The sequence below is a fragment of the Nocardia sp. NPDC050630 genome, from assembly GCF_044457245.1.
GTDB lineage: Bacteria > Actinomycetota > Actinomycetes > Mycobacteriales > Mycobacteriaceae > Nocardia.
In genome coordinates, this window is record NZ_JBITGN010000011.1 from 73,141 (window position 1) to 85,608 (window position 12,468).

Below are 12,468 nucleotides of genomic sequence, written 5' to 3' on the forward strand. Positions count from 1 at the left end.
CCCTCGGTCGGTGCCGCCGGGACATCCAGTGCTCGGCACCCGGCGGCACCGAATCTTCCAATGCCGCAACCGAAGAAGGTTTGGTCAGGCGGTGCTGCCGCCGTCGGCAAGCAGCGTGCTGCCCGTCATGAAGGCCGACAGATCCGAGGCGCGGCAGAGGACGACGCGGGCGATGTCGTCGGGAATACCGGGCGCCCACAGACCCCACACATCCCGCGCCGAGTTCTTCATCGGCGCGAGCGCATCCGCACGCGCTTCAGCAGCAGTGCGCTCCCCCCGTCGATGGACAGCGGTACCTATCGGCGGACGAGAAGGCTACCCTGGTGCTCGCGATGATGGACGGCCTGCGCATCCAATCCCCGTTCGATCCGTTTCCGAAACCTTCGGCTGCTCGAGGTGATCATGAAGCCGGTCGTCACGCCCCGGGACCCGAAAAGGGCGGGGGCAGCTGGAAATTCGCTGCCGCCCGCCCGCTGACCGAGCCCGATATCTCACATGGGCGGTGCGACGAACTGGCCCTTGTCGGGGTCGTTGAACATCTGCTTGCTGATCCACTCGTCCGCGGTCTCCGCGATTCCCCACACATCGGAAGTCGCCGGATCGGACACGTCGTAGATGCTGGGGTGCCAGGTGTCCTCGTCGATGGTCGCGAGCTCGGTGGTGTACTCCATGGTGTTGCCGTTGGGGTCGTGGAAGTACGTGAAGGTGTTGTCACCGGCGCGATGCCGGCCGGGGCCCCAGATCTTGGGGACTCCGGCGCGCATGAGACGCCCGCTGCCATAGAGGTATTCGTCCAGTCCGCGCAGTTCGAACGAGACATGGTTCAGCGCGGTATGCGGGCCGCGGGAGATCGCGATGCTGTGGTGCTGGTCGCTGCAGCGCAAGAACCAGAACAGCCCGCCCATCCGGGGATGGGTATTCGTGTCGGACAGCCGGAAGTTCAGATGCTGCTCGTACCACGCCGTCATCTTCTCCGGCTCGGGCGAATTGAAGACCACGTGCGACAGGCGCACCGGGATGTCTTCCTTCTCCTCGATCTTGCGGTGCTTGCGGGTCTCCACATCCGACGACACCTCGATGGTGCGGCCCTCGAGGTCGAAGAATCGGAAACCATAACCGCCGCCGGGGGTTTGGAGGATATCCGGCTCATTGATCAGCTGCACGCCCTCGCTGCCGAGACGGGCGGCGAGTCCATCGACGGCCGCGCGGTCGGCCGCACCGAGCGAGATCAGGTCGAGCCGCTTCTCCGCAGCCTTCCGGACCCGCACGATGTACTGCTCCGGCGAGCCTTCCGCGGCGAAGTAGCTCACGTCGCGCTCGTCACCCGTGGTGGCCAAACCCCAGTGCTTGGCATAGAACTCGACTTGTTTGTCGTAGTCGGGCACGGCGATGTCGACGTGACGCAGATGGGTGATCGGACTGAACGACATTCTTCCTCCTTCGAAATTCAATTTGCCGGTGCCGGCTTCTACGCCACTACGGGCGCGGCGGGCGTCGGCGGTGCGGCGGTGAGCGCGGGGATCATGGTGAGCAACTCCGCGAGCCGCGTCGCGGTATCGGCGGCGCCGAGTACGTACCGGTCCGGCCGCACCACGACGGCGTGCGAGTCGACCGCGGTGAGAAGCTCGCGGACCTGTTCAGGGTTGGTCAGAACGACGATCTCGGGATTGGCCTCGACCTCGATTCGCCGGTCCTCGGGGAGCCCGGCGAATAACTCGGCAGTGGTCGCCAGCAGGAAGCGCGCACCAACGATGTCGTCGAGGCGAGTCCCGTCCGCCAGCATGGGCTGGCGCGAGAGATGTCCTGCGTTCGGATCGTCCGGACCCGCATGCAATCCCGGTCCGAGCGTCGGGAGGGGTGGATACACGTCCTGAGGGTGGCTGCGGATATGCGCGTCGCGACCCGCGGCCGTTGCCGGATCGGTCGTCTGGACGAGATGGGCCATGGTGGCTGCCTTCTCCACCCAGTAGCGGGCATGCGGTAGCCGTTCGCTCTGGTAGGTATCGAGCAGGGTCGGCGCGGCGGTGCCGCGGGCTACCGCTTTCAGCTTCCACGCCAGATTGGCGACGTCGCGCATACCGGCGCAGAGACCTTGGCCCCACAGCGGTGGCGCCTGGTGTGCGGCGTCGCCGGCGAGGAAGACGTTCCCGACGCGCCACTGCTCCGCGACGCGAGCCCGGAATGTGTAGATGGCGATCCGGTCGGGTTCGAAGTTCGTGACCGACAGGACGCCCCGGCTGATGCGTTCGATGGCCGAACGGGTCACGATCTCAGCGGGGTCGTCGCCGGGCATGACCTTGAATTCCATCCGTACGCGGTCGCCGGGCAAGCGGACCCACAGTCCGGGCCGGGAATGGTGTCCGAGGAATGCCATCGTGCCGGGCAGGCCCGGGCCGCCGTGCAGCAGACCGTCGACGACCAGCCACGGGTCGTCGGAACCGAGCTTCTCGGTCTCGACGCCGAGTTGTCGCCGCACCGGCGAATTGGCGCCGTCACACGCGATCATCCAGCGGGCGGTAATGAATTCCGTCGCGCCATCGGCATTCTCGACCCGGCATCGGACAGCGTCGGAGTCCTGCGTGAAATCGAGGAGCGTGCGCCCCGAACACAGTCGTACCTTCGGATGTCGTTCGAGTTCCTCGCGCAGCAGCGCCTCCATATCCGGCTGATGGAACATCAAATCGTCATGCCATGCCTGAGTACCGAATTGACCGGTGGGCAGCTCGAAGATGATCTCGCCCGCCTCGTTCTCCATGCGGAATTCGGTCATCGGCTCGCAGATCGCCGACGCCCGCTCGCCGATACCCAATGCCTGCAGTGTTCGGAGTGTTTCGCCGTCGAAATGCACGGCGCGGGCATGGGGCCAGGTGGCAGCCTCGCGTTCAATTCCGATCGCGGAGATTCCCGCGCGTCCCAGTAGGGCGAGAGCGGTTGCCCCTACCGGTCCGCAACCGATGACAGCTACTTCGTAGTCGTACGACACCATCACTCCCTTGTGTACTAAACGTATCGTATCGAATAGACTGTACGTCGGTGCGGCGCGGATCACAATCCCTTGCTGCGATCGGAGTTCACGCAGGTCGCGACTATTGGGCCGAGCTTCGCTCACCGAGCAGACTCCCGCGCGCCCGGAACTCGGCGACCACTTCGTCGCCGCGCCGGATGGTCACGTCGCAAATGATGGTCCGGCCCGAGCGGGAGCGGATGGCCGCCTCGGCGATCAGGACGTCACCGAGATATGCCGGGCGCAGGAACTGGACGTCGGCGGCCGCGGTGACCGCGGCGGGACCGAAACTGTTTGCGGCACAGGCGAATACTGTGTCCGCGAGAGTGAAGACCAAGCCGCCGTGCAGGATCCGGTGTCCGTTCACCATATCCGGCCGGACCTGCATGCGGGCCCGCGCACGGCCCTCATCGGCGGACAACACCTTGATGTCGAGCATCCGCGACACCTGGTCGGTATCCAGGAGCGCCCACACCACGTCTGCTACCCGGCCGACGCCGTTGCCGATGCTGTTGCCAGTGGCGCTCACGCGGGCACCGCCGCGGCCAGGGGAGCGGGCTCGAAAAGCTCGCCATCTCCGGGTGCGCCGGGTGGCGTCATGTCCAGTTCGGCGCGGATCGAGAAGAGACGCCGCAGCCCGGCGCCGGCCGGCGTGAGGGACGCGGGGGTGACGTGCAGGCTCGCCCGGGCGGCGGGCTCGGTATAGCCGCCTCGGACCAGCACGTCGATCGCTTGCGGGGTCTCGGCGGTCCCGAGCCATCGGCGCGCCCGCTCCAGGCAGGACAGGTACCGGCCGATCGCTTCGGCGGACTCCATCCCGGCTGGTCCGGCCACCAATCCCTGCCCCGGATAGTCGGGCAGTTCGTCACCGACTGCCAGCAGTACCGGCAACCCCTCCTGTCGGGCGAACTCGTACAGCGGCGGCCCCAGTAGGGTCGCCGCGATATCGCCGGCGAGCAGCGCGTCGTAGCGTTCGCGAACCCCACCCACCGGGGTCAGAACATAGTCGCCCGGCATGAGTCCGTGGGATCGCAGGATGTGCCGGAGTACGACGGCGAACCCATTGTCGACCGCGTCCACGCCCAGTTCGGCCCCACGCAGCGATTCGATCGCGCCGAACACCCGACCACCGACCAGGTGCAGGGGTGTGGTCCGCTCGAGTTGCGCGAGCAGCCGAATCCCGGCGCCGGCGGCGTTCCAGACGATCAGATTGTCGATGGCGGTCACGGCCAGGTCGCAGTCACCGCCGACGAGCTGGCCGCGCTGCTGCTCCGAGGAGCGGGTGAGCGTGGTGTCGACCTCGACCCCGGCTTCGGTGAGAAAGCCGAGTTGACTGGCCACGATGCACAGCGGCGGCGGGACGAATACCGACTGGCGTAGTCGAAGAGTCATGGGTCTACCTTTCCTGATCCACCGGATCACACTTATGAAACGGTACGTATAGGACACATACGGCCGCGAGTGGGTGGCGAGATGGCCCTGGAAATTCGCTCATTATGCCTCCTGGTCTATCGGGTCTTTGTACCGTATGCAACGAAACGGATCGTTTCTGTTTCTAGTCCATGCACGATGATCAGGAGAAGAACATGAAGATCAGCGCTGATCTCACTCGCTGCGAAGGCCACGGACTTTGCGTCGAGGCGGCACCCGAGATGTTCGACCTCGACGATGACGCGGTCGTGATCGTCACCCAGGCGGTCGTACCGCCGGCGCTCGCACGCAAAGCCGAGTCCGCGGCCAGGCTTTGCCCGGTTGCCGCCCTGCACCTCGAGTCGTAGCCCAACCCGGGCCCCTATCAAAAGGATCTTATGATGTCCGCTCCCACTTCCGCTTCCGTCCCGCGGTCCGACGTCGACCTGTTCTCCGAGGAGGTGATGGAGGCTCCCTACGAGGTCTACCGTGCGCTGCGCGATGCGGGCCCGCTCGTCTATCTGGACCGGATCGACGCGTATGCGGTTCCGCGCTACGAGCAGGCTCGCCAGGTGCTGGGGGACTGGAAGTCGTTCTCGTCGGCCGATATCGCGCTCAACGAGGCGGCGAAGGAGTTCATCAGCGATCGGGGCGTCATTCGCGCCGATCCGCCCTGGCACGATCAGATGCGCGGGGTGATGGCCGAACGGCTGGCGCCGCGCGCCGTGCGCGCGCTGCGGCCCGAAATCGCTCGGCGCGCTGACGAACTCATCGATCGACTGGTCGGGAAAGGCTCCTTCGACGCGGTGACCGAACTCGCTCACCGCTTCCCGGTCGACATCGTCGGTGATCTGATCGGGCTACCGGAGCAGGGGCGTGCGGATCTGTTGCCGCTGCTCGACGCGAACTTCAACACATTCGGCCCCGACAACGCCCGCACTCGGACGTCGCTCCCGGTCCTGGACACGCTGACGGCCTACGTGATGGTCACCGTGACCCGCGACGTGCTGGCCGAAGGCAGTATCGGCCGCGCGGTCTACGAGGCCGCCGATGCCGGGCGGATTCCAGCGGAGGCCGCGCCCTTCGTGGTGCTGGCCTATATCGCCGCGGGCATGGATACGACGGTGCACGCGCTCGCCCACGCGGTGTGGCTGTTCGCCGAGAACCCCGACCAGTGGCAGGCGCTGCGAGCCGACCCGGCGCTGGTTCCACAGGCGTTGCGCGAGGTGCTGCGCTACGAATCCCCGGTGCAGGTCTTCGGACGTACCGTGCGGACGGGCGTGACCCTCGAGGGCATCGACCTGTCGGCCGGGACACGCCTGGCGGTCCTTTACGGCTCGGCCAACCGGGATGAACGCAAGTGGGCCGATGCCGACCGCTTCGACATCACCCGCGCGAACAGCGACCACCTCGGCTTCGGCTATGGGCTGCACGGCTGCGCGGGGCAGGCCTTGGCGACCATCGAGGGCGAGGCGGTTCTGAACGCGCTGCTGCGCAGGGTTACCCACCTCCATGCCGGGACTCCGGTTCGCCACTACAACAACGTGTTGCGCGGCTTGTCCGCGCTGCCCGTGACCGTGACCACGGCCTGATCCGCCCCGCTCCTGTCAAACGTCTTTCCTGGTCAATCATTTATACAACCATATCGTTGACGTGACTCAACTAACATGGTTATAGTTCGAGACGAAACGGATCGTTTTGTAAGGCGCGGCTCTGCGCGTCGGCCCCAGGCCCACCACATCTGAGCTGGTGGTCAAGCCATCGGGCCACTCTCACTTCACCTCGGTCCAATTCGTTCGGTACGAAAGGACAGTGCATGGCGCACAACATCGAAGAAGTCATCAAGGCCGGCGGAATCATCGACATCCTCCGCAATGCCCAGCATCCGCCGTTCGCGATGCCGCGCCTGCCCGCGGAGTACTCCAACTGGGTCGACGAGCAGCGCTCCTGGCGGGACAGTGTGTGTCTGTACGACCAGTCGCACCATATGACCGATCTGAACCTGCAGGGTCCGGATGTCGTGGCGCTGCTGAGTTCGATCGGCGTCAACGACTTCACGAAATTCCCCGTCGACACGGCCAAGCAGTTCGTCGCTGTGAACCGCGACGGATACGTCATCGGCGACAGCATCGTCTTCCACCTCGCCGAGGACGAGTTCCGCGTCGTCGGCGGCCCGCCGTCGGTGGACTGGATCAACTTCCACGCCGACACCCGCAGCTTCGATGTGAAGGTGCGGCGCGACGACAACTCCTATGTCCGCCAAGGGAATCCGGAGTTCTACCGCTACCAGGTCCAGGGGCCGAAGGCCTTCGACGTGATGGCGAAGGCGCTCGGGGCCGAGCCGCCGAAGCTGAAGTTCTTCGGCATGGGTCACCTGACCATCGCCGGCAAGCAGGTCCGGGCGCTGCGCCACGGTATGGCAGGTGAGCCCGGCTACGAGCTGTTCGGTCCATGGGAGGACAACAACGCCGTGCTGGCGGCCCTGCTCGAGGCCGGCACCGAGTTCGGCATGCGCCGGGTGGGCGGCCTGGCCTACCTGACCAATGCGCTCGAATCGGGCTGGCTCGCCCGCCCGATGCCGGCCATCTACTCCGACGACGAACTGCTGGCCGAATACCGGAAGTGGCTGGAGGCCACCGGCAAGCCGGTCGTGACCAGCCTGGGCGGCAGCTTCTCCGGCGCGCGGGTGGAGGACTACTACCTCACGCCGTACGACCTCGACTACGGGCGCGTGGTGAAGTTCGACCACGACTTCATCGGGCGCGAGGCGCTGGAGAAGATGGTCACCGAGGGCCGCGACAAGCGCCGCAAGAAGGTGACGCTGGTGTGGAACGGTGAGGATGTCGCGCGCGCCGTCGCCATCACGTTCCAGCCGGGTGTCGGTGCGAAGGTCCTGAACCTGCCGATGCCGCTGTATGCCACCTTCCAGTTCGACAAGGTCCTCGCCGGCGGCCAGGAGATCGGGATCTCGGCCTACACCGGCTACTCCGCGAACGAAAAGGCCGTCCTGTCGCTCGCGGTAGTCGACAGCGCTCACGCCGAGCCGGGGACCGAGGTCACCCTGGTTTGGGGCGAAGCACCCAACTCGAACAAGCTGCAGGTCGAGGAACACGTCCAGGTCACCATTCGCGCCACCGTGCAGCCGGCCCCGTTGGCCGAGCACGCGCGCACCACCTATCGGACCGCGACAGTCTGACCTTTGGAGCCTGTCCCTGTTGATCCGAGACCACCTCTGGTGCACGCGGTCTCGGACCTTCGGGCCAGCCCACCAACTATCGGACCGAGGAAAGCAACGTCCCATGACCCTAGCCGCCCCTGAAAAAGCGACCGTCGCATCGGATTACAGCGCGGAAGAAGGCCGGTTGGTCATCCACGGCCGCGACCGGGAGGGAATCGTTTCCGCGATTTCGTCCGTGCTGGCCGACGCCGGTGCGAATATCGTTTCGCTGGACCAGTATTCGACCGACCCGCACGGCGGGCAGTTCTTTCAGCGCACCGTATTTCAGGTTCCGGATTTCCGGCTCGTGCGTCCCGACCTGGAAGCGTCACTCGAACGAGTGATCGGAAACGATCTCGGACTCGACTGGCGACTGATCGACAGCTCGCAGCCCAAGCGGGTCGCCATCTTCGCCTCCAAGACCGACCACTGCCTGCTGGACCTATTGTGGCGGCACCGCCGGGGCGAGTTGCCGATATCGGTGCAGATGGTGATTTCCAACCACCCCGACCTCGCCGATGAGGTGCGGCAATTCGGCATTCCCTTCTTCTGCGTCCCGATCCGCAACGGAGACAAGAAGGCCGCCGAGGCCGAACATCTGCGGCTGCTCCAGGGCAACGTCGATCTCATCGTTCTCGCGCGGTACATGCAGATCATCTCCGCGGATTTCATCCGCGACGTCGGCGTGCCGATGATCAATATTCACCACTCGTTCCTGCCCGCGTTCATCGGCGCGGGGCCGTATCGGAAAGCCAAGGAACGCGGCGTGAAACTCATCGGCGCGACAGCGCATTACGTCACCGAGGATCTCGACGAGGGGCCGATTATCGAGCAGGACGTGGTGCGGGTGAGTCACACCGCGACCACGGCCGAACTGACGCAGCGCGGCGCCGATGTCGAACGGCTGGTGCTGTCCAGGGCGGTCGCCTGGCATTGCGAGGACCGAGTGCTGCGCAATGGCAATTCCACGATCGTCTTCGCTTCATGAATTCCGCCGGAAAGAAGGCCGAACCCGTGTCCTACGACATTCTTGCTGATTGTTCCCTGGAGATAACCGGCAAGGATGTGCCGGAATTGGACACAGCGCGCGCTCTCCTGCCTGCCGGGACCCGCATCAACGTGACCTATCTGGCCAATGAGAATCTCGAATTGCGCCGGGGCGCCGCACTGGCCGCGAAGAGAACGGGTTTCACGCCGGTGCCGCATATCGCGGCTCGCCGGTTACCGGACGAGCACGCTCTGGTCGAATTTCTCTCGGCGCTGCGTGCGGACGGCACGGCGGAAAGCCTATTCGTCATCGGTGGCGACCCGGCTCGCCCCGAGGGGCCCTACCCGGACACCCTGACGATCATCGAGTCGGGACTGCTCGAGCAGCACGGTGTGCGGCAGGTGGGCATCGCCGGATATCCGGAAGCCCACCCCGCCATACCCACCGGTGAACTGTGGGCGGCGCTCGAGAAGAAGGCCGCCGCGCTCACCGAGCACAATCTGTCCGGCGAAGTCATCACGCAGTTCGGATTCGATGTCGACGCCGTCATCGACTGGATCGAACAGACCCGCGCACGCGATGTGACGCTACCGATCCGCGTCGGCGTGCCGGGACCCGCCGGAGTGCGGCGCCTGCTCACCATGGCGAGCCGGCTCGGGGTCGGATCCAGCGCAACCATCGCCAAGAAGTACGGGCTGTCGGTGACAAACCTGCTCGGCACCGCGGGCCCGGAGCGCTTCATCCGTGAACTCGCCGAGCGGATCGATCCGGCGAACCATGGCCGAGTCGGACTGCATTTCTACACCTTTGGTGGACTGCGGACCACCGCCGAATGGATCGACGGTTTTCTCGCCCGAGTCTGAAGGAGATACATGACCGCCAAGCTCATCGACGGCAAGGAGATCGCTCGCCGAGTCCGCGAGGAGGTAACGCGGGAAGTCGCGGACTTCATCGCTGGCGGCGGCCGGGCTCCGGGCCTGGCCACCGTCCTGATCGGCGAGGACCCGGCATCGGAGGTCTACGTCCGCAACAAGCGTCGTGCCTGCGTGTCGGCGGGGATGCGGGACTTCCACCGGCGGCTCCCGGCGGAAAGCACACAGCGGAACGTCGAGGACGTCCTCGACGAACTCGCCGCCGACTCCGAGGTCAGCGGAATCCTGTTGCAGTTGCCGGTTCCGGGCCATCTCGATGCCGAGGCCCTCGTCGCGCGGATTCCACGCGAGAAGGATGTGGACGGGCTGACGGTCGAGAACGCCGGATTGCTCGCCCAGAGCCGGCCCGGACTGCGCCCGTGTACGCCGGCGGGGGTCATGCGGCTGCTCGACGAGTACGAGGTTCCGCTCGCCGGTGCGGAGGTGGTCGTGGTCGGGCGGTCGGTCCTCGTCGGGCGTCCGATGGCGCAACTTCTGTTGGCGCGCAACGCGACTGTCACCATGTGCCACTCCCGCACCCGGGAGCTGGCCCAGGTCGTCGGTCGCGCCGACGTGGTGATCGTGGCTGCCGGGGTGCCGGGGCTGATCGGTGGCGATGCCGTGCGTGCCGATGCGGTGGTGGTGGACGTCGGTATTCACCGCACCGCGGACGGCTTGCGCGGGGACGTCCGGTTCGACGAAGTGGCGGAGACGGCGAGCCTGGTGACGCCGGTCCCCGGCGGAGTGGGCCCGATGACGATCGCCATGCTGTTGCGCAACACGCTGGAAGCAGCGCGGTGGCAACAGGATCCCGTACTCGTCTCCGCGTGACGGTCGCGGCCCGAGATTCCGCTGCCCGTTCAGCACCGCCTTCCAGCGGTCCGTGGGCGCGTTTCGACGACCTGCGTACTGGAAAGGCCCTGCTGTTCCCGGCCGCCCGCAACACGATCATGGCCACCTCGCCCGCGCACGTCGCGCCGGTGCTCGACGAAGTGCGCCGGGCCACCGCGTCGGGGGCGTGGGCCTTCGGGTTCGTCAGCTACGAGGCCGCCGCAGGGCTCGACCCAGCACTACCTGTCCACGCCCCGGCCGCGGACCTGCCCCTCGCCTGGTTCGGGATGAGCGACGCGCCGGTCGAGGTGCCGGTAGTCGGATCCAGCCCCGCCACGACCTTCGGCGCGGGGCGCTGGCAGCCGGCGTGGAGCGACTCGGAGCACGGCGCCGCCGTCGCGGCCGTACGCGCTCGCATCGCCGCGGGCGACACCTATCAGGTCAACCTCACCAGCCGGCTCACCGCGCCGGTACGCGGTGAGCCGCTGGGGCTGTACGCGCATCTCGCCCGAGCCCAGAACGGCGCGTACAACGCCTATCTCGACACCGGTGGCCGGATTGTCGCGAGCGCGAGTCCGGAGCTGTTCTTCGAGACCGACGGCCACCGAATCCGGATGCGGCCGATGAAGGGCACCGCTGCCCGGGGGCGCACCGCCGAAGAGGACGAGGCGCTGGTGACAGCGCTGCGGGCCAGTGCCAAGGAACGCGCGGAGAACCTGATGATCGTCGATCTCATTCGCAATGATCTCGGCCGCATCGCCGCCCTGGGAACCGTCCGGGTGACGTCGCTGTTCCGGCACGAACTGTACGAGACCGTCCATCAGCTGACATCCGAGGTCACGGCCGAGCTGGCGCCGGGAGTCGGGCTGACCGACATATTTCGCGCGCTGTTCCCGTGCGGCTCGGTGACGGGTGCGCCCAAGCGCGCCGCCATGGACATCATCCGAACGCTCGAACCGGGTCCGCGTGGTGTGTATTGCGGCGCCATCGGCGTCGTCGGTCCGGACTCGGCCCGATTCTCCGTGGCGATCCGGACGGCCGAACTGGACCGGCAATCCGGGCGGTGTTCCTATGGGGCGGGCGGCGGCATCACCTGGGACTCCGACCCGGACCTCGAGTATCGGGAGCTGATCACCAAGGCCCGGATCCTGCCGCGTGGTCCGTCAGAGCACGGCGGCACGCAAGCCGATGAGGACGCCCGAGACGACGACGAGCACGGCCGCCGGGAGCGTGCCCACATTGTCGCCGACACGAAGATGCGCACCGACCGCGCCGACGAAGTACAGCGCGACGCCAATCGTGGCGGCGATGGCGAGCGGCGCGAACCAGATGCCGATGATCAGGCCGAGCGCACCGGCGATCTGCGCCGCGCCCAGGAACGGCAGGATGCCGAGCGGACCCGCAGCGCGAGCATCTGGTCGACGAGTTGCTGCTGTTTGGTGAGTTTGCCTCCGGCGGAGAACAACAGCAGAGCCGACACGAGTGCGGCGATGATGCACGTAGGCGACGAACATGTAAATCTCCAATGATTGAGATAATCAATGATATAAAGCTCAAATTATTGATTATATTCTATAGTTGAGCCGATGCTACAATTCTGTGATGATCAGTGATAGGCCGAGCATGTACCTCGCGTTCGCCGGCCAGCAGGCCATGGCCCGGATACACGAGGTGTTCAGCGCCTACGGACTCAAACAGGGGTCCAGTCGCGCGCTCAGCGTCCTCGCCGAGCTCGGCCCGCTCAGTCAGAAGGCGCTGCAGGCGGCGCTCGGCTGTGACCCGAGCATCGTCGTGGCGATCCTCAATCAACTCGAGGAGATGGGCCTGGCCGAACGCCGCCGCGATCCGGCCGACCGCCGCCGCCATATCGTCACCCTGCTTCCGGCGGGAGTCGATATCGCCAAGCGAATTGCCGAGGACCTGACCGTTGCGGAGGAGAGCTTCTTCGCCGCACTAACGCCCGGTGAGATCGAAACCCTGGTGGGTCTCCTCGCGAAGGTCACGGAGGGTTCCGAGTTCGTCGCCGCGGATACCCGCGCCGACGATGCTTGCTGAGCACATACCGTTCCCCGAAAGCGCTGTGGGACAACAGCATCAGTGCCCGCGG

General features: G+C 66.1%; 13 protein-coding genes and 1 pseudogene. 8 read left to right on the forward strand and 6 right to left on the reverse strand.

Annotation, left to right across the window (positions count from 1 at the left end):
* Positions 1 to 84: 84 nt before the first annotated feature.
* The 5 genes from ACIBG0_RS25860 to ACIBG0_RS25880 all read right to left on the reverse strand — a co-directional run bounded on the left by ACIBG0_RS25860 (position 85) and on the right by ACIBG0_RS25880 (position 4,396).
* Positions 85 to 231, reverse strand: coding sequence for a hypothetical protein (locus ACIBG0_RS25860; RefSeq protein ID WP_397035563.1), 147 nt, complete (start codon positions 229 to 231; stop codon positions 85 to 87).
* Positions 232 to 491: 260 nt separating this feature from the next.
* Positions 492 to 1,430 (reverse strand): VOC family protein, encoded by a 939-nt coding sequence (locus ACIBG0_RS25865; protein ID WP_397035565.1) that lies wholly within the window; start codon positions 1,428 to 1,430, stop codon positions 492 to 494.
* Positions 1,431 to 1,468: 38 nt separating this feature from the next.
* Entirely contained in the window at positions 1,469 to 2,983 is a 1,515-nt protein-coding gene (locus tag ACIBG0_RS25870) for a bifunctional 3-(3-hydroxy-phenyl)propionate/3-hydroxycinnamic acid hydroxylase (protein ID WP_397035567.1), read from the reverse strand.
* Positions 2,984 to 3,086: 103 nt separating this feature from the next.
* A complete protein-coding gene (paaI, locus tag ACIBG0_RS25875) occupies positions 3,087 to 3,533 on the reverse strand; it encodes a hydroxyphenylacetyl-CoA thioesterase PaaI (RefSeq protein ID WP_397035569.1) in 447 nt (148 codons plus the stop codon).
* Positions 3,530 to 4,396, reverse strand: coding sequence for an ABC transporter substrate-binding protein (locus ACIBG0_RS25880; protein WP_397035571.1), 867 nt, complete (start codon positions 4,394 to 4,396; stop codon positions 3,530 to 3,532). Before ACIBG0_RS25880 ends, paaI begins: the two co-directional genes overlap by 4 nt.
* Positions 4,397 to 4,590: 194 nt before the next feature.
* Here ACIBG0_RS25880 and ACIBG0_RS25885 point away from each other — a divergent pair, with 194 nt between their 5' ends.
* The 7 genes and pseudogenes from ACIBG0_RS25885 to pabB all read left to right on the forward strand — a co-directional run.
* On the forward strand, positions 4,591 to 4,782 hold the full coding sequence (locus tag ACIBG0_RS25885) for a ferredoxin (RefSeq protein ID WP_397035572.1): 192 nt from the start codon (positions 4,591 to 4,593) through the stop codon (positions 4,780 to 4,782).
* A gap of 33 nt (positions 4,783 to 4,815) precedes the next feature.
* Positions 4,816 to 6,006 (forward strand): cytochrome P450, encoded by a 1,191-nt coding sequence (locus ACIBG0_RS25890; RefSeq protein WP_397035574.1) that lies wholly within the window; start codon positions 4,816 to 4,818, stop codon positions 6,004 to 6,006.
* A 224-nt stretch (positions 6,007 to 6,230) separates the two neighbouring features.
* Positions 6,231 to 7,610 (forward strand): hypothetical protein, encoded by a 1,380-nt coding sequence (locus ACIBG0_RS25895; protein ID WP_397035576.1) that lies wholly within the window; start codon positions 6,231 to 6,233, stop codon positions 7,608 to 7,610.
* 103 nt (positions 7,611 to 7,713) lie between these two features.
* Positions 7,714 to 8,619 (forward strand): formyltetrahydrofolate deformylase, encoded by a 906-nt coding sequence (gene purU / locus ACIBG0_RS25900; protein ID WP_397035578.1) that lies wholly within the window; start codon positions 7,714 to 7,716, stop codon positions 8,617 to 8,619.
* Positions 8,616 to 9,482, forward strand: a complete 867-nt coding sequence (locus ACIBG0_RS25905) for a methylenetetrahydrofolate reductase (RefSeq protein WP_397035580.1) — start codon at positions 8,616 to 8,618, stop codon at positions 9,480 to 9,482. Before purU ends, ACIBG0_RS25905 begins: the two co-directional genes overlap by 4 nt.
* A 9-nt stretch (positions 9,483 to 9,491) precedes the next feature.
* Positions 9,492 to 10,361 (forward strand): bifunctional methylenetetrahydrofolate dehydrogenase/methenyltetrahydrofolate cyclohydrolase FolD, encoded by an 870-nt coding sequence (gene folD / locus ACIBG0_RS25910; protein ID WP_397035582.1) that lies wholly within the window; start codon positions 9,492 to 9,494, stop codon positions 10,359 to 10,361.
* Positions 10,362 to 10,480: 119 nt separating this feature from the next.
* Positions 10,481 to 11,500: pseudogene (gene pabB, locus ACIBG0_RS25915) on the forward strand (aminodeoxychorismate synthase component I); the annotation flags it as partial.
* A 24-nt stretch (positions 11,501 to 11,524) separates the two neighbouring features.
* Here pabB and ACIBG0_RS25920 read toward each other — a convergent pair.
* Positions 11,525 to 11,875 carry a DoxX family protein gene (locus ACIBG0_RS25920; protein ID WP_397035856.1) on the reverse strand — a complete coding sequence of 117 codons (351 nt, stop codon included), beginning with the start codon at positions 11,873 to 11,875 and terminating at the stop codon, positions 11,525 to 11,527.
* Positions 11,876 to 11,963: 88 nt separating this feature from the next.
* On the opposite strand from ACIBG0_RS25920, the gene ACIBG0_RS25925 reads away from it, so the two are divergent.
* Positions 11,964 to 12,416: a MarR family winged helix-turn-helix transcriptional regulator gene (locus ACIBG0_RS25925; RefSeq protein WP_397035584.1), complete on the forward strand. Its 453-nt coding sequence runs from the start codon at positions 11,964 to 11,966 to the stop codon at positions 12,414 to 12,416.
* Positions 12,417 to 12,468: the final 52 nt, after the last annotated feature.

Excerpts from the sequence above, each read along its gene's own strand:
- ACIBG0_RS25860 (WP_397035563.1), bottom strand. The coding sequence starts at position 231 with ATGAAGAACTCGGCGCGGGATGTGTGGGGTCTGTGGGCGCCCGGTATT.
- ACIBG0_RS25895 (WP_397035576.1), top strand. The coding sequence starts at position 6,231 with ATGGCGCACAACATCGAAGAAGTCATCAAGGCCGGCGGAATCATCGAC.
- ACIBG0_RS25925 (WP_397035584.1), top strand. The coding sequence starts at position 11,964 with ATGATCAGTGATAGGCCGAGCATGTACCTCGCGTTCGCCGGCCAGCAG.
- ACIBG0_RS25880 (WP_397035571.1), bottom strand. The coding sequence starts at position 4,396 with ATGACTCTTCGACTACGCCAGTCGGTATTCGTCCCGCCGCCGCTGTGC.
- ACIBG0_RS25865 (WP_397035565.1), bottom strand. The coding sequence starts at position 1,430 with ATGTCGTTCAGTCCGATCACCCATCTGCGTCACGTCGACATCGCCGTG.
- ACIBG0_RS25905 (WP_397035580.1), top strand. The coding sequence starts at position 8,616 with ATGAATTCCGCCGGAAAGAAGGCCGAACCCGTGTCCTACGACATTCTT.
- purU (WP_397035578.1), top strand. The coding sequence starts at position 7,714 with ATGACCCTAGCCGCCCCTGAAAAAGCGACCGTCGCATCGGATTACAGC.
- ACIBG0_RS25890 (WP_397035574.1), top strand. The coding sequence starts at position 4,816 with ATGTCCGCTCCCACTTCCGCTTCCGTCCCGCGGTCCGACGTCGACCTG.
- ACIBG0_RS25885 (WP_397035572.1), top strand. The coding sequence starts at position 4,591 with ATGAAGATCAGCGCTGATCTCACTCGCTGCGAAGGCCACGGACTTTGC.
- folD (WP_397035582.1), top strand. The coding sequence starts at position 9,492 with ATGACCGCCAAGCTCATCGACGGCAAGGAGATCGCTCGCCGAGTCCGC.
- ACIBG0_RS25920 (WP_397035856.1), bottom strand. The coding sequence starts at position 11,875 with ATGTTCGTCGCCTACGTGCATCATCGCCGCACTCGTGTCGGCTCTGCT.